The sequence below is a fragment of the Streptomyces sp. NPDC043685 genome (assembly GCF_056436585.1).
This window is the reverse complement of sequence record NZ_JBWKCH010000009.1, coordinates 148,952-172,116: the sequence shown is the minus strand read 5'-3', so window position 1 is coordinate 172,116 and position 23,165 is coordinate 148,952. Positions and strand designations below refer to the sequence as shown.

Genomic DNA, 23,165 nt, shown 5'->3' with positions numbered 1-23,165 from the left:
CTGCCCCCCATGCGGACAACGGGTGCGGAACAGGTGGAGCAGGCGGTCGCCGAGTGCGTGGGGCTGTTGGGGGCCGTCGTCGAGCGGGACTGGGAAGGGGCGCGGGCCGGGCGGCTGGAGTGGAGCTGCCGGGAGACCGCGGTGCACATCGCCGAGGACCTCATCGCGTACGCGGGGCAGCTCGCGGGGCGGGAGCAGGACGGGTACTCGCCGTTCGAGATGTCGCTGGAGGAGGGGACCGGCAACGCGGGCGCGCTGCGGGTGATCGGCACGATGGGCGCCCTGCTCGCCGCCGCGGTCCGCACCGCCCCGCGCGAGGTGCGGGCCTTCCACCCCTACCCGTTCCGCAGCGCGAACCGTGAGGGGTTCGCCGCCATGGGTGTCACCGAGGTGCTGCTGCACACGCACGACATCGCCGAGGGGCTCGGCCTGTCCTACGAACCGGCGCCCGAGCTGTGCGACTTCGTGCTCTCCCGGATCTTCCCGCACGTCCAGCCGGGACCCACCCCGTGGTCGACCCTGCTGTGGGCCACCGGCCGCGCCGAGCTGCCCGGGCGCCCGCCCGTCACCGGATGGCGGTGGAACAACAACCTCGTGATCGGCACCGAGCGGCTCACCCTCCAGGGCGTCACACCGGCGGCGGCCACCGACCTGTCCACGGTCGGGGACGGCGGCTTCGCCTGGATCGAGGGCGGCCCGGTCGAGGGCACCCGGGTCGGTGCCGGACTGGTGTACAAGCAGTACGAGGACGGCGTCCACCGGCCCGAGTGGGGCATGTACGTGCTGGTCCGGCGCGAGGACGGCCGCGCGATCGGCGCCATGGGGTTCCACAGCGTCCCGGACGAGACGGGCCGGGTCGAGGTCGGCTACGACCTGGTCGAGGGCGCCCGTGGTCACGGCTACGCCACCGAGGCGCTGCGCGCGCTGTCGTCCTGGGCGCTGGACCGGGACGAGGCGCGGACCGTGGTCGCGAACGTCGAGCGGGACAATCTGCCGTCGCAGAACGTGCTCGCCCGGGCCGGGTTCACCCAGGTCGCCGAGGACCCCGAGCTGCTGACCTACGAGCTGCGCGAACCCCGCGAGTCATAGCGCCCCTTGGGCCGCCGCAGCCCCGCCGCGTGCAGCAGCCGGACCACCTCGCGGCTGCTGACCTCCACGGCCCCGGCCCGCACCGCGTCGGCGTACCGCCCGTCGGGGATGTCGTAGTGGTCGCGCTCGAACGCACGGCGTGGCACGCCGAGGCGCTCGGCGAAGGTGTGCAGTTCCTCGTAGGAGACGTCGCTGACGAGGTGGGACCACAGACGGCCGTGGCCGGGCCAGGTCGGCGGGTCGATGTAGATCGTCACCAGGGCCTCACGAGGACGCCGGACCGCCGAGGGCCTCGCCCAGCGACCCCACGGCGGCGACCTTCACACCCGCCTCGCCGCACACCCAGTGCGGGTCGGGCCCCAACTCCGGTTCCACGTCCAGCGCGTGCGGCCCGCCGGTGACGCAGACCGGACACAGCGGCCAGCGGCCGTACCGCTCCAGCAGGGCGTCCTGCACGTCCTGCGCGACCAGTCCGGCCACGTACCGTGCACCCTCGGGCCACTGCTCGACCCACCACCGCCGCTGCTTGACGGACTCCTCGACCAGGGAGACGACGTCCGCGTCGGCGACGCGTCCCGCCACGAGGTCGGCCAGCACGAGGGCGCGTGCGGCGTGCAGCGCCTGCTCCAGGGGGCTGATGGGATCCATGCACCCATTGTGCGCACTCTTGACCCGAACGCCGCGCCGAAAATATCTTTCAAGCGTGACCCGAGACGTGAAGGAAATTTTCGCCCGTGAGCGTGGCGGCCCCCCGGGAGCGAGCGGCGCCCCGCCCGCCCCGGCCGCCCTCGCGGCCAAGGTCCGCACCCTGGGCCCGTCGATGACGCGTTCCATGCAGCGCGTCGCCGAGGCCGTCGCGGGCGACCCGGCCGGCTGCGCGGCCCTCACGGTCACCGGCCTCGCCGAACTCACCGGCACCAGCGAGGCGACCGTCGTACGCACCGCCCGCCTGCTGGGCTATCCGGGTTATCGGGACCTGCGCCTGGCCCTGGCCGGCCTCGCCGCCCAGCAGCAGTCGGGCCGCGCCCCGGCCATCACCACGGACATCGCGGTGGACGACCCGATCGCCGACGTGGTCGCCAAGCTCGCCTACGACGAGCAGCAGACCCTCGCCGACACGGCCGCCGGCCTCGACACCGTCCAGCTGGGCGCGGCCGTCACCGCGCTGACCGCGTCCCGCCGCACCGATGTGTACGGCGTCGGCGCGTCCGGCCTGGTCGCCCAGGACCTCACGCAGAAGCTGCTGCGCATAGGGCTGATGGCACACGCCCACAGCGACCCGCACCTCGCCGTCACCAACGCCGTGCAACTGCGCGCGGGCGATGTCGCCATCGCCATCACGCACTCCGGGTCGACCGGGGACGTCATCGAGCCGCTGCGGGTCGCCTTCGAACGCGGGGCGACGACGGTGGCGATCACCGGCCGCCCCGACGGCCCGGTGACGCAGTACGCCGACCACGTCCTGACGACGTCCACCGCCCGGGAGAGCGAGCTGCGTCCGGCGGCCATGTCGTCCCGCACCGGCCAGCTCCTCGTGGTGGACTGCCTGTTCGTGGGGGTGGCGCAGCGGACGTACGAGACGGCGGCGCCGGCGCTCTCGGCGTCGTACGAGGCACTGGCCCACCGGCATCGTTCCTGAGGCAGCCGCCCCGCCCCGCCCGGAAAGACACGGAAAGAGCCGTTCATGACCTCCACCTCCGACCCCCGTGACCTCAGGACCGAGCTGGAGTCCCTGACCACCGAGGCCTTCCGGCCGGACCTCGCGGACATCGACCGGCTGCCCACCCTGGACATCGCGCGGCTGATGAACGGCGAGGACGCCACCGTGGCCGCGGCGGTCGCGGCCCGGCTGCCCCTGATCGCCGCCGCGATCGACGCCGTCGCGGACCGGATGGCGCGCGGTGGCCGCCTGGTCTACGCCGGCGCGGGCACGGCGGGCCGGATGGGCGTCCTGGACGCCTCCGAGTGCCCGCCCACCTTCAACACCGACCCCTCCCGGGTCGTCGGCCTGATCGCGGGCGGCCCGGACGCCCTGATCACCTCGGTCGAGGGCGCGGAGGACTCCCGGGAACTGGCCCGGGCGGACCTGGAGCGCCTCGCCCTCACCCCCGACGACACGGTGGTCGGCATCTCCGCCTCCGGCCGCACCCCGTACGCCATCGGCGCGGTCGAGCACGCCCGCGCCCGCGGCTCCCTGACCGTCGGCCTCGCCTGCAACCCCGGCAGCCCGCTCGCGGCCGCCGCCGACCACGGCATCGAGATCGTCGTGGGCCCCGAACTCCTCACCGGTTCCACCCGGCTGAAGGCCGGCACGGCCCAGAAGCTCGTCCTGAACATGCTCTCCACGATCACGATGATCCGGCTGGGCAAGACGTACGGGAACCTGATGGTCGACGTCCGCGCCTCGAACGACAAGCTGCGCGCCCGCTCCCACCGCATCGTGGCCCTCGCCACCGGCGCACAGGACAAGGAGATCGAGGAGGCCCTCACCGCGACGGACGGCGAGGTGAAGCACGCGATCCTGACCATCCTGGCCGGCGTGGACGGCCCGACGGCGGCCAAGCTCCTGGCGGCGTCCGACGGCCACCTGCGGGCGGCCCTGGCGGCGGCCGGCTGACTCCCCAGCCCCGGCGGCACCGCCCCCCCCCCCGGCCCGGCAGGGGCGACCCGGGCTCACCCCCGGCGGCGCAGACCGCCGTACAGCGTGCCTCCGGCGACGAGCACGGTCAGTGCCGCGGTGGCGGCGAGGGTGATCTCGGTGGTGTTCCGCTGGTCGGGGCTGTCGGGCAGCCTCGGGTCGAGCAACCCGAGCGGATCCTCGCGGATCTCGACGCGGTCGCCGGGCCCGGCCTGGCCGAAGCAGTTCTCCCGCTGGGACACCTCGTACGTCCTGCGGTCCCCGCCGAGCTCCCGGATCGTGCAGAACAGGTCCGGTCCGCGCCGCTGGTCCCGGTCGGCCACCCGGGTCACCACGGCGTCGACGGGCTGTCCCACCGTCGTCATGTACGCCTCGTACACGGCGGGCCCGGCGAACAGCATCAGCGCGAACCCGCCGAAGGAGACGAGCGTCGCCGCCCCGGCCCGGTGCCAGACACCGCCGACGCGCCAGGCGGCGACCGCGATGACCGTCAGGACGACGACGACCCCGAGCCAGGTCACCCACTGCCCGATCGCGGAACCGAGCAGCAGCAGGGCGGGCACCAGCAGGGCCCACAGCACGGCACCGGCCGCCCTGCGCCCGCCGGGCAGCCCCGCCCGCGAGGTCTCGGCCCCGCCGGTCCCACCGGTGCCGCCGGTGCCGTCGGCGGCCACAGCCGTCCCGGACGCGCCCATGTCCGCGAACCCCCTGCCAGTTCGCCCGTTCGATTGCGCCCGTCACGATATCCAACGGGCGCGAGGCATCGACTCGCCGGAAGGGGACGGCGTTCCCGGACCGCTCAGCCGATGAGCTCGGCGACCGCCCCCCGCCCCTCGCCGAGGCGCTCGGCCCGCTCTTCCGTCGCCTTGGCCGCGAGGGCGTCGACCGCCGCGTTGAAGCGCTCCATCGAGGTGGGGCGGTCCGGGCCCAGGACGTATTCCTTCAGGACCCGGCGCTCGGGTGCCATCGGGTCGTGCCGGGGTTCGCGGACCGAGCGCAGGATCTCCGGCAGCCGCGCGCAGTCACGGTCGAGGAGGTAGGCGCCACCCGCCGTGGTGTAGGCGGCACGGAACTCCTCGTCGGGCAGGTCGTTCGCATTGGTCAGCACGTACGGCTTGAGGCTCGCCACGAAGTCCGCGACCACGGACGACACATCGCTGACGAGGATGTCGGCCTGGTTGAAGCACTCGTACAGCGTGGGCAGTTGCTTGACGATCACCTGGTGCCCGAGCGGGCCCCGGCTCTGCCAGAACAGCCGGTGCCACTCGGCACGCAGCTCGTGCCACTCGGCCTCCCCGTCCTGGCCGGCCGGGCGGGCCTCGCGGGTCTGCTGGGCGTCGTCACCGGCGAGCCGCCCGGACAGTTCGCCGAGCCGGGCCTGGATCTCCGTGAGCCGCGGCCGGGCGGCGGCGATCGCGGCCTCGGCCTCCTGGGCGCCCCGCCGCTCGTTGTCGGCGCGCAGCAGCTCCCGGATCGCCCGGTCCGCCTCGGCCGCGGCGCGCGAGCGCTTGCCGGTGAGGGGATGCGGCTTGTAGAGGACCCGGACGTTCTCGGCGAGCAGCTTCTCGATCAGCGTCACGCCCATCGGGATCAGCGACGTGTGGCAGTCGTCGTCGCTCCAGCCCTCCCAGGTCGGGGCGTACAGCACGGTCGGCAGCGGCCCCGGCACGTGGTCGGTGTGCAGCCGGATCGACGACAGCTGCGGGCGGCCGACCTCGACGATCGCCGAGTCGCTGATGGCGTGCCGCACCCGCTGGTAGCGGTCGCGTCCGGCCCGCCCGGCCACCCAGATCTCGTCGTACACCTTGCTCACGCGGTTGCTGCTGGCGAGCTTGTCGCTGTCGCCGTGCCCGATGAAGACGTGCTTGGCCTCGGCGACGCGCAGCATGTGCACGTTCTTGCCCGCGTTGCCCGGGTAGAGCACGACCCGCAGCTCGGGCAGCTCCAACTGCGCCACGTCGTCGGCCTTCGGGACGCACACGACCGGGATCGACGTACGACTGAGGTAACGGAACGAGGCCCGCTCCCTGAGGATGATCAGCGGCCGCCGGTCGAGCTGCTCCAGGGTCTCGATCCACATGTTGACCTGGTACATGAAGTCCCGGGACACGGACGCGAAACTGAAGTACAGCGCCACCTCCGGCCGGTACATGGCCAGTTGGCGGTTCACCTCGGCGATGACCTCGTCCCCCGACGGCATCCGGCGGGCCCGGCGCAGCTGCCCGAGCAGCGCCAGGACGGCCGCGACCGTCAGCCCGGCGGTGAGGGCGAAGCCGATGCCCGCGGGCTGCCACGTCCCGGCCGCCAGCGCGGCGAGCAGTCCGGCATGGGCCGGCAGGTCCAGGTGCAGCAGCTTGCGCAGGAAACGCCGGTAGAGCAGAGCGGGGGGCGACTGCGGGATGCCCGCCCCGCTCATGTCGAGGTTGCGCACCACGACCGGCAGCGTGCGCCGCCGCCGGATGGCGTGGTGCACCGCCGTGTACAGGATCACCAGGGTGAAGTGGGCGGCGAACACGGCCAGTCCGGCCACCAGCACGGCCTCCGGCGCGTCCATCCGCTCGGCCAGCGCGAGCAGCATCACCGTCCGCACGGCGAACCGCATCGTGCGGGTCAGCTGGAGCGCGGCCAGCCGCCGCACGAAGGCGGGAGCGCGGGTGTGCAGGACCTCGTCCGCGGCGTACGTCACGGCCGAGGCGGCAACGAACCCCCACAGCGACGGGAGCAGCGCGAACACGGGGAGGGCGGCGAAGCCGGCGGCGAACAGGAACACGAGGAAAAGATCGGTCTTCCCGCGCACACGCAGGACACCGCACAGCCAACGGAACGTCATGAACCAGCTTCCTCTGGTGAAAGGACGGGTCTGGCGGAAAGGCGTGCGGTGGGGCGTACGCCGCTGTATGCGCGATACGCCAGTTCGACGGCGATGAGCGACGAATGGTTGTACACCTGCCCGACACCAATTCGTCACCGTGACGTCGGCTCCCGATCGACCCGCCTCACGGCCCGAGCTTCGGGACCCGGGCTTCGAGCCCTCTTTTCAAGGAAAGGGAGGAGGGTCTCAACCCACCCTCCCACCCGGAGAGTTGACGCCACGCGTCCGGCTTGCCACGGACAGTCACGTACCTCTACCGTTCCTGGACAAGCAACAGCCCCCGCCCGGTGCGCCAACACCTGCGGGGGCTTAACCAACGAGATCGAAGGAACATTTCGGTCCCATGGCTGACGCCCAGCTTAGTGCTGCCACCCCGTGCGCGCACCCCATGGCCAACCCCGGCTACGGCAAACGCACCGCCCCCGACCAACTCCCCGGCAAGAGCCACGACTTCGCCCATCTCCCACCCCGCGAAGCCGCCATCGCCGCCTACCTGGACCGGCTCCCCGACGGCGCCGACATCTCCGTGAAGACGCTGGCCAAGCAGCTCCCCTACGGGCAGTGCGCCCTCGGCACGGCCCTCAACCGCCTCCAGCAGGCGGGGCACCTGCGGCGGGGCCGGGAGTGTGTGACGGCCGACGACGGAAGCTCCCGCTGGATCACCCGAACGTGGTTCACCCGCACAGCCCGGGACGACGACTGGTGGGCCGCCTTCACCCGCGGCGACGCACCGCGGCCGCGGGCAGCACGCCCCACCCGCTCCCGCGCCCACATCCTCCTGGCCGCCCTCGGTCGCACCGCCCCCGTCCTGTCCCTCTCCGAGGCGGACTGCGCGGCCCTCGCCCCACTCGTGACGGAGTGGTTCGCGCGGGGCGCCGCGGAGGACGACGTACTGCGGGCCCTCACCGCCGGCCTGCCGACGCCCGTGCACCACCCCGCCGCCCTCGTCCGCACCCGCCTGACCGGCAAACTTCCACCCCGGCCCGCCCCACGCCCACCCCTACGGATCCTGGAGTGCGCGAACTGCGGCACCCCCGGGCGTCCGGAAACCCTGCCAGGGGGGCGTTGCAGCGCCTGCCGGGGCGAGCGCGCCCCCGCGCGACCCCCCGCACCCCTGTCCGCCCCCACGGTCCACGCCCACGCGGCCGGGATCCGCGCGGCGATGTCCCGACGACGCCACGACTACGCCGACTGACGACAATGGACCCATGAACCACGCCCAGCTCACCGCCCTAGGCCGTGCCCTCCGTCTCCTCGGTGAGCACGGGGAAGCCCTCGGCTCCGACACCCCGGACGCCAAACTGCACGAGGTCAAGGCCGACCTGAAGCGTGCCCTGGACCTGCTGGAGGACAGCGTCAGCACCGCGGCCCCGACCACGCGCTGCCCCGAGCACCCCACCGGCCCGGTCGACGAGAGCGCCCCCGACCGGTGCCTGCTGTGCGAGACCCGCCGCAGGGCCGCCCGCCGGAACGAGTTCAACGGGCCCGCGCCCCAGCACCAGCCCACCGAACCCGTCCAGTCCCGCTACGGCGTGCGCGGCGACCGCCCGCAGCCCCAGCAGCGCTGGCTGGCGGAGCTGTGGAACGGCCAGACCTGGCAGCTGTGCGGCACCCCGCGCCGGGACCGCCGCGAGGCGGAGCTGTTCATCGCCGCTCAGCGCAAAGCGCCCCGGGCGGCCATGGCGTACCGGCTGGTGCACGAGTTCACCGACTACGAGGTGCTGCGGGTGTGGGGGACGCCCCTGCGGATCGACATCGAGCCGATGGGCAACCTGTAGGCCCTACAGCAGCGGCAGAGGCGAGAACGCGTATGCCTCCCAGATCCGCCGGGACCGCTCCTCCGGGTAGGCGGTGACCACCGGCTCCGCGTCCAGCACCCGCGTCAGCCGCCGCTCGTCGTACGCCGGCCAGCCCGGGTCCCCCGACCTCGCGAAGGACGTCCAGGACGCGCGGAAGCGGGAGGACAGCGAGAGCGCCTCGGTGGACGGCTCCGCGCCCGCGAACAGCAGCAGCCCCAGGTCCGCCCCGTACGTGCCGAACAGCAGCGGGATGTCCAGGCCGTGGCAGGCGCCGAGCGCGCCGCCGTTGCCCGGGGCCGGCCAGGTCAGTTCGTAGAGGTGCGCGCTGCCGCCGCCCGCGCGCTGGGCCTCGGCCAGGTGCAGGGAGGGCATGCTGAACAGCCAGTCCGTCTGGACGCGTTCGTAGAGCTCGCTCGCGGAGGCGTCGGGGAAGGCGGCGCGGTAGGCCTGTTCGCCGTCGGGTCCGGGGGCGAACAGACGCAGGGCCGAGGCCGCCCGCTCGTCGGTGATCCGGCCCAGCTGGCCCGCCATGGCGATGAAGAGGCGGTACTCGTCGCGGTTGTGGCCGACGAGGAGGTCGACGTCCCTCGCCGAACCGGCCGCCAGCGCCTGCCAGGGCGTGGCCGGCAGCACCTCACCGTCGACGACCGGCGAGAACGGTGTGACCGTCGGTGCCGCCTGGCCCCAGCGGTCGATGTGCTGGGGCATCTTCGGGCCGAGCGTCTCGCCCGCCGAGGTCAGCTTGCGCGGAGCGATCGTCGACAGGTCGGCGACCGTGGGACGCAGGCCCAGCTCCGCGGCGAGGGCCCTGCCGATGTCCCGGGCCAGGGCGTCGGAGAAGAACGTGCCCGGCACGCTCTGCGCGATCGCCCGCCGGAACAGTCCGGCCGCGCGCGGCATGGAGAGCAGGGAGGCGATGGAACCGGCCCCGGCCGACTCGCCGAAGACCGTCACCCGCGCGGGGTCGCCGCCGAAGGACTCGATGTTCTCCCGCACCCACTCCAGCGCGGCCACCTGGTCGAGCAGGCCGCGGTTGGCGGGCGCGCCCTCGATGTGCGCGAACCCCTCCATGCCGACGCGGTAGTTGAGGGACACGACCACGAGGTCGCCGTCGGCCGCGATGCGCCGGGCGTCGTAGCCGGGGCTGCCGGAGTGGCCGAGCTTGTAGGCACCGCCGTAGATCCACACCATCACCGGGCGGCGCGCGTCCGGGTCGGGCTCGGGGGTCCACACGTTGACCGTGAGCCAGTCGTCGCCCTGGGGCACGTCGATCAGACCCGGGCCGCCCATCAGACCGAGGTCCTGCGGGGGCGGCGGGCCGAAGGCGTACGCCTCGCGTATGCCGTCCCAGGCGGGGGCGGGGCGCGGCGCCTGGAAGCGGGCCTCGCCCACCGGGGGTGCGGCGAAGGGGATGCCACGGAAGACGGCGAGGCCTTCTTCCCTCCGTCCGCGTACCGCTCCGGCGGTGGTGCGCACCACCGGGCCGGGCTGCTCGGACGGGCCGTCCGCCGAGGGGCGGGAGTCGGTCGTCGTCATCTGGGGATCTCCTCACGGGGGCCGGCGAACAAGCGTCCGGTCAGTCTCCTCGACCGGCGCGAGCAGATCCAGGCACCCCGTGAGGAGGCGGGTCAGCTGAGGGTCTTCAGCGCCGCCGGGTCGTAGGGCACCAGGTCCTCGAAGCGGCCGTCGAGCACCTTGCGGGCCCACTCGGGGTCCTGGAGCAGGGCGCGGCCGACGGCGACCAGGTCGAACTCGTCGCGCTCGAAGCGGTCCAGGAGGTTGTCGAGGTCGCCGACCTCGGCGCCCTGGCCCTGGAAGGACTTGAGGAAGTCTCCGTCCAGGCCGACCGAGCCGACGGTGATGGTGGGCTTGCCGGTGAGCTTCTTGGTCCAGCCGGCCAGGTTGAGGTCGGAGTCCTCGAACTCGGGGACCCAGTAGCGGCGAGTGGAGGCGTGGAAGGCGTCCACACCGGCCGCCGCGAGCGGGGTCAGGATGGACTCCAGCTCCTCGGGGGTCTCGGCGAGGCGGGCGCGGTAGGCCTCCTGCTTCCACTGGGAGTAGCGGAAGATGATGGGGAAGTCGGCGGAGACGGTCTCGCGGACGGCCGCGACGATCTCCTCCGAGAACTTGGCGCGGGCGACCCGGTCGCCGCCGTAGGCGTCGGTGCGGCGGTTGGTGCCCTCCCAGAGGAACTGGTCCAGCAGGTAGCCGTGGGCGCCGTGGATCTCCACACCGTCGAAGCCGATGCGCTCGGCCGCGGCAGCGGCCTCGGCGAACGCGCCGATGACGGCGTCGATGTCGGCCTGCGTCATGGCCTTGCCGGTGGGCTCCGTCGCGCCGATGCGCAGGCCGGAGGGGCCGACGGCGGGGGCGTCGGCGACGGGCGGCTCGCCCTGGTTGCGGACCATGCCGATGTGCCACAGCTGCGGCACGATCGTGCCGCCCGCGGCGTGCACCGCGTCGGCGACCTTCGCCCAGCCCGCGAGCTGCTCGTCGCCGTGGAAGCGCGGCACGCTGTCGCTCTGCCCGGCCGACTCGTGGCCGACGTAGGTGCCCTCGGTGACGATCAGGCCGACCCCGGCGGCGGCGCGGCGCGCGTAGTACGAGACGACGTCCTCACCGGGCACACCGCCCGGGGAGAACATGCGGGTCATCGGCGCCATCGCGATCCGGTTCGGGACGGTCAGACCGCCCAGCGATACGGGCCGGGACAGGATGGCGGCGGCGCGGGAAGCGGAGGCGGCGACGGTCACGTGGGGGCTCCCTTGGGGGTACCGGACGGTATGTGCATACGCATGGGACACAGGCGTCAACCACCCCGCGCGGCCCGGCCATCCCGCCCCCGGCGTGACCCCGCTCACACCACCGGCCGCGCCCGGACACACCATCGGCCGCACCCCGGACACACCACAGGGACCGCACCCCGGACACGCCAGAGGGCGGCACCCCCTGTCGGAACAGGGAGTGCCGCCCTCGTCAGGACGTTGATCAACCGTCAGGTCGATCAGAAGTCCATGTCACCGCCCGGCATGCCGCCGCCGGCCGGCGCGGCGGCCTTCTCCGGCTTGTCGGCGATGACGGCCTCGGTGGTGAGGAACAGCGCGGCGATCGACGCGGCGTTCTGCAGCGCGGAGCGCGTCACCTTCGCCGGGTCGATGATGCCCTCGGCGATCATGTCGACGTACTCACCGGTCGCGGCGTTCAGGCCGTGGCCGACGGGCAGGTTGCGCACCTTCTCGACGATGACGCCACCCTCGAGGCCACCGTTGACGGCGATCTGCTTGAGCGGGGCCTCCAGGGCCAGCTTCACGGCGTTGGCGCCGGTCTGCTCGTCACCCTCGAGGTCCAGCTTCTCGAAGACCGAGGAGGCCTGGAGCAGGGCCACGCCACCACCGGCGACGATGCCCTCCTCGACGGCCGCCTTGGCGTTGCGCACGGCGTCCTCGATGCGGTGCTTGCGCTCCTTGAGCTCCACCTCGGTGGCGGCACCGGCCTTGATGACCGCGACACCGCCGGCGAGCTTCGCCAGGCGCTCCTGGAGCTTCTCGCGGTCGTAGTCCGAGTCGCTGTTCTCGATCTCGGCGCGGATCTGGTTCACGCGACCCTGGACCTGGTCGGCGGAGCCGGCACCGTCGACGATGGTGGTCTCGTCCTTGGTGATGACGACCTTGCGGGCCTTGCCCAGCAGGTCGAGCGTGGCGTTCTCCAGCTTGAGGCCGACCTCCTCGGAGATCACCTCGCCGCCGGTGAGGATGCCGATGTCCTGCAGCATGGCCTTGCGGCGGTCGCCGAAGCCCGGGGCCTTGACGGCGACGGACTTGAAGGTGCCGCGGATCTTGTTGACGACCAGCGTCGACAGGGCCTCGCCCTCGACGTCCTCGGCGATGATCAGCAGCGGCTTGCCCGACTGCATGACCTTCTCCAGGAGCGGGAGCAGGTCCTTGACGTTGGAGATCTTGGAGTTCGCGATCAGGATGTACGGGTCGTCGAGGACGGCCTCCATACGCTCCATGTCGGTGGCGAAGTACGCCGAGATGTAGCCCTTGTCGAAGCGCATACCCTCGGTGAGCTCCAGCTCCAGACCGAAGGTCTGGGACTCCTCGACGGTGATGACGCCTTCCTTGCCGACCTTGTCCATGGCCTCGGCGATGAGCTCGCCGATCTGGGTGTCGGCGGCGGAGATGGAGGCCGTGGAGGCGATCTGCTCCTTGGTCTCGACGTCCTTCGCCTGCTCCAGCAGGGCGGCGGAGACGGCCTCGACGGCACGCTCGATGCCCCGCTTGAGGGCCATCGGGTTGGCGCCGGCGGCTACGTTGCGCAGACCCTCCTTGACCAGGGCCTGGGCGAGCACGGTCGCGGTGGTCGTACCGTCACCGGCGACGTCGTCCGTCTTCTTGGCGACTTCCTTGACCAGCTCGGCGCCGATCTTCTCGTACGGGTCCTCGAGCTCGATCTCCTTGGCGATGGAGACACCATCGTTGGTGATCGTGGGCGCGCCCCACTTCTTCTCGAGGACGACGTTGCGGCCCTTGGGGCCGAGCGTCACCTTGACGGCGTCCGCGAGCTGGTTCATGCCGCGCTCGAGGCCGCGCCGCGCCTCCTCGTCGAACGCGATGATCTTGGCCATGTGAAGTGGTCCCTCCAGGACTGGGGGTGATTACTTCGGACCGCGCCCGCGCCCGCGACGGACGGCCCCGACCGGTTGGTTCCTTGCCCCATCCGGTCCGTGGGCCTCACCGACCCGGTCCTTACGTTGTCACTCTCACCTTCAGAGTGCTAACGCAATGATTAGCACTCGACCCCTGCGAGTGCAAGCGCCTCCCGGGGACTGGGCCGGGGCGTCAGCCGCCCGCGAACACGGCTCGGCAGGGCGTGCGAACAGGCCGAAGGGCCCGCACCCCGGGGGGTACGGGCCCTTCTGAGAAGACCGGTCGCTTGAGCGGTGGTCGTGGTGCGCGTTCAGGCAGAGACGCGAACCATGTCGGCCTGCGGTCCCTTCTGGCCCTGCGAGATCTCGAACTCGACCCGCTGGCCCTCTTCAAGGGTGCGGTAGCCGTCCATCTGAATCGCGCTGTAGTGGACGAAAACATCCGCACCACCGTCGACCGCGATGAAGCCGTACCCCTTCTCCGCGTTGAACCACTTGACGGTGCCCTGAGCCATGCCTAACTCCCCTATTACTGGCCCTTGCACAGATCCACACTTCGCGGATCCGGGTCAGACCTCACCCCCCACGGTTGGGGGCGTGCGCCGGAACGCGTCGACCGCGGCCGAATGTATCTGTCCAACTGCCCTCTGCAACAGGTCAATCGGACGAGAATTCTGGACGCGCAGGGTCCGGAATGTAGGGAGAATTCGCCTGAATTCGGGTCAAGTCGGGCCACACAAAAAGAACAAAAGCCGCGAAAGACGCGCACACTTTGGCTACATCTTGTCGGGCTCGCGGCAGGAATTCAGGGTTCCGATCAAGGGACCGGGATCGTGTTCCCCAACTGTACCCCGCTCAACCACACAGAATTGCCCCTTCCGCTTCTCTCACGGAAGGGGCAATTCGATGAACTCTCGGTGACGGCCGTTACCGAAGGTAATAATCGGGCCGTCCGACCGGTTCAGCCGCCGGCGACGGCGGGAATGATCGACACTCCGGCACCGTCGGGCGTGGCCGTCTCCAGCCCCTGCTCGAACCGCACGTCGTCGTCGTTCACGTAGACGTTGACGAACCGGCGCAGCTTGCCCTGGTCGTCCAGCACGCGGGCGGCGATCCCGGTGTGGTTCTTCTCCAGATCGGCGATGACCTCGCCGAGGGTCCCGCCGTCGGCGGACACCTCGGCCTGACCGCCGGTGTAGGTACGCAGGATGGTGGGGATCCGAACGGTGACGCTCATCGGACATGTCCTCCGGTTCTTTGTGAGCTACGGCTGGGGCGCGCCCTCGGGGGCGCGGGGAACTGCGCGACCGGCCCCCACCGGCCCGCAGCGAACGACGGTCAGACGAGGCCCGCTTCCCGGAACGACTCCAGGCTGGGACGAATGGTCGCGGTCAGCCCCGTCCCCGCCACCGCGTCCAGCGTCTTGAGACCGTCCCCGGTGTTGAGCACCACCGTCGTCTTCGACGGATCCAGCAGCCCGCTCTCGATCAGCTTCTTGGCGACACCCACCGTCACACCACCGGCGGTCTCCGCGAAGATCCCCTCGGTCCGCGCGAGCAGCTTGATCGCCTCGACGACCTGCTCGTCGTCCACGTCCTCCACCGCACCACCGGTCCGCCGCGCGATGTCCAGCACGTAGGGCCCGTCCGCCGGGTTGCCGATGGCCAGGGACTTGGCGATGGTGTCCGGCTTCTGCGGGCGCACCACGTCGTGCCCGGCCTTGAACGCCGTGGACACCGGCGAACAGCCGAGCGCCTGCGCGCCGAAGATCTTGTACGGCTTGTCCTCGACCAGACCGAGCTTGATCAGCTCCTGGAGCCCCTTGTCGATCTTCGTCAGCTGCGAGCCGGAGGCGATCGGCACCACGAGCTGGTCCGGCAGCCGCCAGCCGAGCTGCTCGCAGATCTCGTACGCCAGCGTCTTGGAGCCCTCGGCGTAGTACGGCCGGAGGTTGACGTTGACGAAGCCCCAGCCCTCGCCGGCCGGGTCGCCGATCAGCTCGGAGCAGAAGCGGTTCACGTCGTCGTAATTGCCCTCGATGCCGACGAGCTCGCCGCCGTAGACCGCCGCCATGACGACCTTGCCCTGCTCCAGGTCGTGCGGGATGAACACGCAGGAGCGGAAGCCGGCGCGGGCCGCGGCGGCGCCCACCGCACCGGCGAGGTTGCCCGTCGAGGAGCAGGAGAGGGTGGTGAAGCCGAAGGCGCGGGCGGCCTCCAGGGCCTGGGCTACGACCCGGTCCTTGAAGGAGTGCGTCGGGTTGCCGGAGTCGTCCTTGACGAAGAGCTTGCCGGCGTCGACGCCCAGCGCGCGGGCGAGGTTGTCGGCCTTGACGAGCTTGGTCCAGCCCGGGTTGATGTTCGGCTTGTCCGCCACGTCGGCCGGGACCGGCAGCAGCGGGGCGTAGCGCCAGATGTTCGCGGGACCCGCTTCGATGCGCTTGCGGAGCTCTTCGGTGTCGTAGGCCGAGAAGTCGTAGGCGATCTCCAGCGGGCCGAAACACTCCTCGCAGGCGAAGACCGGGCCGAGGGGCACGCGGTGACCGCACTCGCGGCAGCTCAGCGCGGCGGCGGGACCGAGGTCTACGGTGGAGTCAGTGGTGCTTGCAACAGTCTGCACAGCCATGTGAGGCGAGGCCCTTCCTCATCTTCCTCACGACGCGTTTCGCCGTGAGACGGATTTGGCACCTTCCCTAGCCGGGAGCCTCGCGACGCGGTCGACAGTGACCTACGAGTACCGACTGGAGGGTTGCCGGGGCTTCATCGGGCCGTTTCCCTCTGCCCCTCTGGATGAGCTGTATGTGGTTGTAGGCGGCGGGTGACCCCGGACATGCGATGGTCATCCGCGTTGTTCAAGACTGTAACCGACGACCAGGACAGTTGAGATAGCCGTCCGAACCGCGAGATGGATCATTGTCCGTCCCGCCGAGAGCACGCAGAGGAGCCGCCACGGTGCTGGAAGAAGTCGAGCGCTGGCTGAGCACCCGTTCCTGGTCCGCGAACGATCGTCCGCTCCACCAGATCCTGGCCGCCAAGCAGCGCACGGGCCAGACGGTCAGCGTGGTGCTGCCCGCGCTCAACGAGGAGGCGACCGTCGGTGACATCGTCGCCGTCATCCGCCACGACCTGATGCGGCAGGTCCCGCTCGTCGACGAACTGGTGGTCGTCGACTCGGGCTCCACCGACCGCACGTCCGAGGTGGCCGCCGCCGCGGGCGCGCGGGTGGTGCACCGGGACGCGATACTCCCGCGCCTGCCCGCCGTCCCCGGCAAGGGCGAGGTGCTGTGGCGCTCGCTGCTGGTCACCCGGGGGGACGTGGTCTGTTTCGTCGACGCGGACCTGAGGGACTTCTCGTCCGACTTCGTCTCCGGGATCGTCGGACCGCTGCTCACGGAGCCGGACGTGGCCCTGGTGAAGGCCATGTACGACCGTCCGCTGGACGGCGCCTCCGGGCAGGGCGGCCGGGTCACCGAGCTGATGGCGCGCCCGCTGCTCAACATGCACTGGCCGCAGCTGGCCGGCTTCGTGCAGCCGCTCGGCGGCGAGTACGCGGCCCGCCGCTCCCTGCTGGAGCAGCTGCCCTTCCCCGTCGGCTACGGCGTGGAGCTGGGCATGCTGGTCGACGCCCTGCACCTGGCGGGCCTGGACGCCCTCGCCCAGGTGGACGTGGGGGTGCGCAAGCACCGGCACCAGGACGGGCAGGCGCTGGGCCGGATGGCCGCCGCGATCTACCGCACGGCCCAGCTGCGACTGGCCCGCGGGCATCTGATCCGGCCGTCCCTGACGCAGTTCGAGCGGAGCCGGGACGGCTTCGCGCCGCGCACCTACTCCGTGGACACCGAGGAGCGTCCGCCCATGGCGGAGATCGCCGAGTACCGGGCGCGCAGGGCGGCCTGACCGGGCCGTTTTCGGCCGGGCCCGGAAGATCCGTACGTTTGAGCGTTTCCGGGCCGGGCTAGGTTGAGGTCTATGGCTTCAACGTACGGTGCTGCGCAGGTGCTGGTGGCCTCCAACCGGGGTCCCGTCTCGTACACGGTGGGTGAGGACGGCTCGCTGGACGCCAAACGGGGCGGCGGCGGACTGGTCTCCGGGCTCTCCGCGATCGGCTCGGACGCGGACGCGCTGTGGGTGTGCTCGGCGTTGTCCGACGGCGACCGCGAGGCGGTGCGGCGCGGGGTCGGAGAGGACGGCGTGCGGATGCTGGACATCCCGGCCGACGTGCACGCCGACGCGTACAACGGCATCGCCAACTCGGTCCTGTGGTTCGTGCACCACATGCTCTACCAGACGCCCCTGGAGCCGGTCTTCGACGCGGAGTTCCGGCGGCAGTGGGCGTCCTACGAGACGTACAACCGGGCCTTCGCCGAGGCGCTGGCCGAGGAGGCGGCGCGGGGCGCGGCGGTCGTGGTGCAGGACTACCACCTGACGCTGGTGCCGGGCATGCTCCGCGAGCTGCGGCCGGACCTGCGCATCGGGCACTTCTCGCACACGCCGTGGGCGCCGCCGGAATACTTCCGGATGCTGCCGGACGACGTGGCCGGGCAGGTGCTGCGCGGCATGCTGGGCGCGGACCGGCTGGGCTTCCTCACCGAGCGCTGGGCGCAGGCGTTCACCGCGTGTGCCGAGCGGTTCGCGGGCGGGCTCGGCGGCACCCGGGTCGGGGTGCACGGGCTGGGCGCCGACGCCGATTTCCTGCGCGCCCGATCCCACGAACCGGACGTCGAGGAGCGGATGGCCGCGCTGCGCCGGGAGATCGGCGAGGGCCGCCGCACCATCGTCCGGGTCGACCGCACCGAGCTGTCGAAGAACATCGTGCGCGGGCTGCTGGCGTACCGGCAGCTGCTGGCGGACCACCCCGAGTGGCGCGAGCGCGTCGCGCACGTGGCCTTCGCCTACCCCTCGCGGCAGGACCTCGCGGTGTACCGGAACTACACGGCCGAGGTGCGGCGGCTGGCCGACGAGATCAACGCCGAGTACGGGACGCCGGGCTGGACCCCGGTCGTGCTGCACGTCAAGGACGACTTCGCCCGCTCGCTGGCCGCCTACCGCTTGGCGGACGTGGCCCTCGTCAACCCCATCCGCGACGGCATGAACCTGGTCGCCAAGGAGGTCCCGGTGGTCTCCGACGCGGGCTGCGCGCTGGTGCTGTCCCGGGAGGCCGGGGCGCACGAGGAGCTCGGCGAGGACGCGATCACGGTGAACCCCTACGACGTGACGGGCACGGCGGCGGCCCTGCACGAGGCGCTGTCGATGCGCCCGGACGAACGCGCCGAACGCAGCAAGCGCCTGGCCGCGGCGGCGACGGCACTGCCACCGGCGCAGTGGTTCCTGGACCAGCTCGACGCGTTGAGGGGCTGAGCGGCGATGAGCGCGAACGCGTTGCCCACGCCGGACACGGCAGCCGGGCGGGACGGGCTCGCCGCCCTGCTCGCCGATCCCGGCAAGGCGCTGATCGCCCTGGACTTCGACGGGACGCTCGCGCCGATCGTGGCCGACCCCGAGCTGGCCCGGGCCCATCCGCGGGCGCTGGGCACACTGGCGGCGCTCGCCCCGAAGGTCGCCGCCATCGCCGTGATCACCGGCCGGCCGGCCGAGGTCGCGGTGCGCAACGGCGGTTTCGCGGGCGCGCCGGGCCTGGAGCACCTCGTGGTCCTCGGGCATTACGGCGCCGAGCGGTGGGACGCCCGCAGCGGCGAGGTGACCGCGCCCGGCCCGCACCCCGGCGTCGACGCCGTCCGCGTCGAGCTGCCCGGGCTGCTGGAAGGCAGCGGGACCTGGGTCGAGGACAAGGGCCGGGCCGTGGCCGTGCACACCCGCCGGGCCGCCGACCCGCAGGCCGCCTTCGACGCCCTGCGCGCGCCGCTGACCGACCTGGCGACCCGGCACGGACTGATCGTCGAGCCCGGCCGCCTGGTCCTGGAACTGCGCCCGCCCGGCGTGGACAAGGGCGTCGCCCTGAGCGCGTTCGCCCGCGAGATCGGCGCCGGCTCCGTCCTCTACGGCGGTGACGACCTGGGCGACCTGCCCGCCTACGCCGCCGTGGACGCCCTGCGCGTGGACGGCACCCCGGGCCTGCTGGTGTGCAGCGGCAGCGACGAGGTGACCGAACTCAGGGAGCGGGCGGACGTGGTGGTGGACGGCCCGGAGGGTGTCGTGGAGCTGCTGGCCGCGCTGGCGCATTCGATCGGCTGAAGGGCAACGCCCCCCCAGGGGCGCGGGGACCTGCGCGAACAACCACGGCGCACCCGCACCCGCACGACGGCCCGAAGCCCCCACCCTCACCGCTCGGACCGACGCCGCTCCCGAACCCGCCGCAGCCGGTTCACCGTCACCGGATCATGCGCCAGCGCCCGAGCGTCGTCCAGCAGGGCGTTGAGAAGCTGGTAGTAGCGCACGGGGGCGAGCCCCAGCTCCTCCCGTATGGCCCGCTCCTTCACACCGGGCCCGGAGAAACCGCGGCGTTCGAGCGCGAGGATGTCCCGCTCCCTGCGCCCGAGCTCCCGCTCACCCGTGTCCTCGTCCATGCACGGCACCGTAACGCCTGCCACCGACAGCGGGGCTACTCCGCGCTCTCGGCCCGCACCGCCGCCGCCTGGAGGTGGCCCAGGACGCCCGAGGGGCTGCCGCCGGACGTGACGGCCTTGCCGATCTGCTGCTTGACCTGGGCGCTGACGTCGGCCCAGGACGTCTTGCCGACCGGGTAGAGCTCGGAGGCCGGCAGTTCCTCCAGGAACGGCCTGAGGTGCTTGTCCTCGTCCGAGGAGGCCATGGTGGTGGAGGCGGAGGTGGTGACCGGCAGCAGGTCGTACTCGCGGGAGAAGGCCAGCACGTTCTTCTCGCTGTAGACGAAGTCGAGGAACTCGCCCACCTGGTCGCGGTGCCCGTTCTTGCGGAACGCCGTCATCCAGTCGGAGACGCCGAGGGTGGACCGGCTCGGGCCGTCCTTGCCGGGCGTGGGCACCATCCCGAATTCCACGCCGTTCTTCTCGGCCGTCTTCATCAGCGAGGGATGGCCGTTGAGCATGCCGACCTCGCCCCTGGCGAAGGCGGCGAACGCCGCGGCCCGGTTCAGCCCGCCGGGCGCGACCGGCCCGGTCAGGTCCTTGCCGACCAGGTCGTTCTTCAGCCAGGAGAAGGTGTCGATGTTCTCCGGGGAGTCGATGCCGTAGCTGTCGACGCCGTCGGTGTAGCCGCCCCCGCCGCTGAGCATCCACTGCATCGTCTCGGCCTGTGCCTCCTCGGGTCCCAGGGGCAGCGCGTAGGGGTACTTCACCCCCTTGGCCTTGAGTGCCTCGGCGTCCTCGGCCAGGTCGTCCCAGGACTTGGGCGGGGTGATGCCGGCCTTGGCGAAGAGGGTCTTGTTGTAGAAGAGGACCCGCGTGGAGGCGGCGAACGGCATGCCGTACTGCACACCCATCACCTGGCCCGCGGAGGCCAGCTGCCCGTTGAAGTCGGCCTGGGCGCGTATGGAGAGCAGGTCGTCGGCCTTGTAGAGCTGGTCCTGAGCGGCGTAGTCCGCGTACGCGCCGATCTGCGCCATGTCCGGCGGGTCACCGGCGGCGACCATCTCCCTGACCTTGCGGTCGACGTCGTTCCAGGAGTAGACGCTGACGTCGATCCGGACGTCCGGGTGGTCGGCCTCGTACTCCTCGACCAGCTTGTCCCAGTACTTCTTCGAGCTGTTGGCCGCACTGTCGCCGTAGTCGGCGGCGACCAGCTTCAGGGTCACGTCGGCCGAGCCGCCCGTGACTCCGCAGCCGCCGAGAACCGCCGTCATGCCCAGTGCGGACACCACCGCGATCGTTCCTGCCATCCGCCGCCGCTGCACTGCTGTTCTTCCCCAACCCCGGCGAAACCGCCGCCAAAACATTTCGATATGCGGAACAAGGTCTACACCACGTAAGTGGACTAGACCTCTTGCGGGTCCCCGGGTCACACTGTTCCCCGTGAGACATGTCATCGCCCTGGACGTGGGCGGCACCGGAATGAAGGCCGCGTTGGCCGGGCCGGGGGGCCGGGTGCTGCACCGGGCCCGCCGGGCCACCAAACGCGCCCAGGGACCGGACGCCGTCGTCGCGGGCATCCTCGACTTCGCCGCCGAGCTGCGCGCCCACGGCACCGAGCACTTCGGCACGCCCGCGTCCGCCGCGGGCGTGGCCGTCCCCGGCATCGTCGACGAGGCGGACGGCGTCGCCGTCTACGCCGCCAACCTCGGCTGGCGCGACGTCCCGCTGCGCGCCCTGCTGGCCGAGCGGCTGGGCGTCCCGGTCGCCCTCGGGCACGACGTGCGCACCGGCGGCCTCGCCGAGGGGCGGGTCGGCGCGGGCCGGGGCGCGGACCGGTTCCTGTTCGTGGCCCTGGGCACCGGCATCGCGGGCGCCATCGGTGTCGACGGCCGCGTCGAGGCGGGCGCGCACGGCTTCGCGGGCGAGATCGGCCACATCGTCGTACGCCCCGGCGGCGCGCCCTGCCCGTGCGGGCAGCACGGCTGCCTGGAGCGCTTCGCCTCCGCCGCCGCCGTGAGCGAGGCCTGGGCGGCGGCCTCGGGCGACCCGGGCGCGGACGCGGCGGACTGCGCGAAGGCGGTGGACTCCGAAGACCCCAGGGCGGCCGCCGTCTGGCAGGAGGCCGTGGCCGCCCTGGCCGACGGCCTGGTCACGGCCCTGACGCTGCTGGATCCCCGCACTCTGATCATCGGCGGTGGCCTCGCGGAAGCGGGGGAAACCCTGTTCACGCCGCTGAGGGAGGCCATCCGGCAGCGGATCACCTTTCAGAAACAGCCGTCACTCGTCCCGGCGGCCCTGGGTGACAGCGCGGGTTGTCTCGGCGCGGGCCTGCTGGCCTGGGATCTTCTGGCATCGACCGACCGCATGGAGGTAACGCCCTGATGGCAGCCGACTCAGGGGCGCGGGGAACTGCGCGACCGACCCCGACGCACCCGCACCCCGCGACGGCCGGACAGCCCACGGTCCTCACCGGCGCGACCGTGGTACTCCCCACAGGACCAGTCGAAGACGGCCGTCTGGTGATCGACGGCACCCGCATCACCGCCACCGCCCCCGAGAACGCCCACGTCATCGATGCGACCGGCCACTACGTCATCCCCGGCTTCGTCGACCTGCACAACCACGGCGGCGGCGGAGCCTCCTTCACCTCCGGCACGGTCGACGACATCCTCAAGGGCATCCACACCCACCGCCTGCACGGCACGACCACCCTGGTCGCCTCCACCGTCACCGGCGACATGGACTCCCTCACGCGGCGCGCCGGCCTGCTGAGCGAGCTGGCGGAGCAGGGCGAGATCGCCGGTGTGCACTTCGAGGGCCCGTTCATCTCCCCGTGCCGCAAGGGCGCCCACTCCGAGGCCCTGCTGCGCGACCCGCACCCCGCGGACGTCCGCGAGCTGATCGACGCGGCCCGGGGCCGGGCGGCGATGGTCACCCTGGCCACCGAACTGCCCGGCGGCCTCGACTCCGTACGCCTGCTCACCGACCACGGCGTGATCGCGGCGATCGGCCACACGGACGCCACCTACGAGCAGACGGTGGAGGCCATCGACGCGGGCGCCACCGTCGCCACGCACCTCTTCAACGCGATGCCCCCGCTCGGTCACCGCTCCCCCGGCCCGATCACGGCCCTCCTGGAGGACGACCGGATCACGGTCGAGCTGATCAACGACGGCACGCACCTGCACCCCGCCGCGCTCCGGCTGGCGTTCCACCACGCGGGCGCGGACCGGGTCGCCTTCATCACGGACGCGATGGACGCGGCCGGTTTCGGCGACGGACGCTACTGGCTGGGCCCGCTGGAGGTGGAGGTCGCGGACGGCGTGGCCCGTCTGCTGGAGGACGGCACGATCGCCGGCTCGACGCTCACCCTGGACCGCGCGTTCAAGCGAGCGGTCACGGTCGACGGCCTGTCCGTCGAGGACGCGGTGACGGCCCTGTCCGCCACCCCGGCCCGGCTGCTCGGCATGGCCGACACGATCGGCTCACTGGAGCCCGGGAAGTACGCCGACCTGCTGCTCGTCGACTCCGCGTACGAGCTGAAGGGCGTCATGCGCCGGGGCGAATGGGTGGTCCCTCCCCAACTGGGCTGATGCGTCCCGCAGTCGGCGGAC

At 72.0% G+C, this 23,165-nt stretch carries 22 protein-coding genes and 1 riboswitch; of the genes, 10 read left to right on the top strand and 12 right to left on the bottom strand.

Going from position 1 to position 23,165, the window contains the following annotated elements; genetic code table 11:
- Positions 1–9 precede the first annotated feature (9 nt).
- On the top strand, positions 10–1,089 hold the full coding sequence (locus AC0665_RS28470) for a GNAT family N-acetyltransferase (RefSeq protein ID WP_478607624.1): 1,080 nt from the start codon (positions 10–12) through the stop codon (positions 1,087–1,089).
- Here the strand turns inward: AC0665_RS28470 and AC0665_RS28465 are convergent.
- Complete coding sequence (locus AC0665_RS28465) at positions 1,059–1,346, bottom strand: DUF4031 domain-containing protein (protein ID WP_468411816.1); 288 nt, start codon at positions 1,344–1,346, stop codon at positions 1,059–1,061. The genes AC0665_RS28470 and AC0665_RS28465 overlap by 31 nt on opposite strands.
- A gap of 7 nt (positions 1,347–1,353) precedes the next feature.
- Entirely contained in the window at positions 1,354–1,737 is a 384-nt protein-coding gene (locus AC0665_RS28460; RefSeq protein WP_468411818.1) for a hypothetical protein, read from the bottom strand.
- A 55-nt stretch (positions 1,738–1,792) separates the two neighbouring features.
- Here AC0665_RS28460 and AC0665_RS28455 point away from each other — a divergent pair, with 55 nt between their 5' ends.
- Positions 1,793–2,728, top strand: a complete 936-nt coding sequence (locus tag AC0665_RS28455; RefSeq protein WP_478607622.1) for a MurR/RpiR family transcriptional regulator — start codon at positions 1,793–1,795, stop codon at positions 2,726–2,728.
- Positions 2,729–2,773: 45 nt separating this feature from the next.
- Positions 2,774–3,706, top strand: coding sequence for an N-acetylmuramic acid 6-phosphate etherase (gene murQ, locus AC0665_RS28450; RefSeq protein WP_468411822.1), 933 nt, complete (start codon positions 2,774–2,776; stop codon positions 3,704–3,706).
- 56 nt (positions 3,707–3,762) lie between these two features.
- Here murQ and AC0665_RS28445 read toward each other — a convergent pair whose 3' ends face one another.
- Together AC0665_RS28445 and AC0665_RS28440 are read right to left on the bottom strand one after the other, a co-directional pair.
- Positions 3,763–4,422, bottom strand: a complete 660-nt coding sequence (locus AC0665_RS28445; RefSeq protein ID WP_478607620.1) for a hypothetical protein — start codon at positions 4,420–4,422, stop codon at positions 3,763–3,765.
- Between the two features lie 104 nt (positions 4,423–4,526).
- On the bottom strand, positions 4,527–6,557 hold the full coding sequence (locus tag AC0665_RS28440; RefSeq protein ID WP_478607617.1) for a hypothetical protein: 2,031 nt from the start codon (positions 6,555–6,557) through the stop codon (positions 4,527–4,529).
- A 385-nt stretch (positions 6,558–6,942) separates the two neighbouring features.
- On the opposite strand from AC0665_RS28440, the gene AC0665_RS28435 reads away from it, so the two are divergent.
- Both AC0665_RS28435 and AC0665_RS28430 read left to right on the top strand, forming a co-directional pair.
- A complete protein-coding gene (locus AC0665_RS28435; protein WP_478509594.1) occupies positions 6,943–7,794 on the top strand; it encodes a hypothetical protein in 852 nt (283 codons plus the stop codon).
- Positions 7,795–7,807: 13 nt separating this feature from the next.
- Positions 7,808–8,377: a hypothetical protein gene (locus AC0665_RS28430; protein ID WP_363119855.1), complete on the top strand. Its 570-nt coding sequence runs from the start codon at positions 7,808–7,810 to the stop codon at positions 8,375–8,377.
- Between the two features lie 3 nt (positions 8,378–8,380).
- On the opposite strand, the gene AC0665_RS28425 is transcribed toward AC0665_RS28430, so the two are convergent.
- The 6 genes from AC0665_RS28425 to thrC form a co-directional block, all read right to left on the bottom strand.
- Positions 8,381–9,934: a carboxylesterase/lipase family protein gene (locus AC0665_RS28425; RefSeq protein WP_478607615.1), complete on the bottom strand. Its 1,554-nt coding sequence runs from the start codon at positions 9,932–9,934 to the stop codon at positions 8,381–8,383.
- Positions 9,935–10,026: 92 nt separating this feature from the next.
- Complete coding sequence (locus AC0665_RS28420; RefSeq protein WP_468411830.1) at positions 10,027–11,151, bottom strand: NADH:flavin oxidoreductase; 1,125 nt, start codon at positions 11,149–11,151, stop codon at positions 10,027–10,029.
- 251 nt (positions 11,152–11,402) lie between these two features.
- A complete protein-coding gene (groL, locus tag AC0665_RS28415; RefSeq protein WP_107456813.1) occupies positions 11,403–13,025 on the bottom strand; it encodes a chaperonin GroEL in 1,623 nt (540 codons plus the stop codon).
- Between the two features lie 332 nt (positions 13,026–13,357).
- The gene (locus AC0665_RS28410; protein WP_010035953.1) at positions 13,358–13,561 is read right to left on the bottom strand and encodes a cold-shock protein; all 204 of its coding nucleotides are present in this window, start codon (positions 13,559–13,561) and stop codon (positions 13,358–13,360) included.
- Positions 13,562–14,007: 446 nt separating this feature from the next.
- Positions 14,008–14,283 carry a MoaD/ThiS family protein gene (locus AC0665_RS28405; protein WP_031135858.1) on the bottom strand — a complete coding sequence of 92 codons (276 nt, stop codon included), beginning with the start codon at positions 14,281–14,283 and terminating at the stop codon, positions 14,008–14,010.
- Between the two features lie 101 nt (positions 14,284–14,384).
- Positions 14,385–15,671 (bottom strand): threonine synthase, encoded by a 1,287-nt coding sequence (thrC, locus tag AC0665_RS28400; RefSeq protein ID WP_478607610.1) that lies wholly within the window; start codon positions 15,669–15,671, stop codon positions 14,385–14,387.
- Positions 15,672–15,686: 15 nt separating this feature from the next.
- A riboswitch (SAM riboswitch) is annotated at positions 15,687–15,842 on the bottom strand.
- Positions 15,843–15,997: 155 nt separating this feature from the next.
- Here thrC and AC0665_RS28395 point away from each other — a divergent pair.
- The 3 genes from AC0665_RS28395 to otsB all read left to right on the top strand — a co-directional run bounded on the left by AC0665_RS28395 (position 15,998) and on the right by otsB (position 19,237).
- The gene (locus AC0665_RS28395; RefSeq protein ID WP_468411834.1) at positions 15,998–16,942 is read left to right on the top strand and encodes a glucosyl-3-phosphoglycerate synthase; all 945 of its coding nucleotides are present in this window, start codon (positions 15,998–16,000) and stop codon (positions 16,940–16,942) included.
- Positions 16,943–17,014: 72 nt separating this feature from the next.
- Positions 17,015–18,403 (top strand): alpha,alpha-trehalose-phosphate synthase (UDP-forming), encoded by a 1,389-nt coding sequence (locus tag AC0665_RS28390; protein WP_478706046.1) that lies wholly within the window; start codon positions 17,015–17,017, stop codon positions 18,401–18,403.
- 6 nt (positions 18,404–18,409) lie between these two features.
- Positions 18,410–19,237 carry a trehalose-phosphatase gene (gene otsB, locus AC0665_RS28385; protein WP_478607607.1) on the top strand — a complete coding sequence of 276 codons (828 nt, stop codon included), beginning with the start codon at positions 18,410–18,412 and terminating at the stop codon, positions 19,235–19,237.
- Positions 19,238–19,323: 86 nt separating this feature from the next.
- Here the strand turns inward: otsB and AC0665_RS28380 are convergent, their stop codons facing one another.
- Together AC0665_RS28380 and AC0665_RS28375 are read right to left on the bottom strand one after the other, a co-directional pair.
- A complete protein-coding gene (locus AC0665_RS28380) occupies positions 19,324–19,569 on the bottom strand; it encodes a DUF3263 domain-containing protein (RefSeq protein WP_363119863.1) in 246 nt (81 codons plus the stop codon).
- Positions 19,570–19,604: 35 nt separating this feature from the next.
- Positions 19,605–20,858: an extracellular solute-binding protein gene (locus tag AC0665_RS28375; protein ID WP_468411839.1), complete on the bottom strand. Its 1,254-nt coding sequence runs from the start codon at positions 20,856–20,858 to the stop codon at positions 19,605–19,607.
- Positions 20,859–20,991: 133 nt separating this feature from the next.
- Here AC0665_RS28375 and AC0665_RS28370 point away from each other — a divergent pair, with 133 nt between their 5' ends.
- Entirely contained in the window at positions 20,992–21,933 is a 942-nt protein-coding gene (locus AC0665_RS28370; protein WP_478706045.1) for an ROK family protein, read from the top strand.
- Entirely contained in the window at positions 21,933–23,144 is a 1,212-nt protein-coding gene (gene nagA / locus AC0665_RS28365) for an N-acetylglucosamine-6-phosphate deacetylase (protein WP_478706044.1), read from the top strand. Before AC0665_RS28370 ends, nagA begins: the two co-directional genes overlap by 1 nt.
- Positions 23,145–23,165 lie beyond the last annotated feature (21 nt).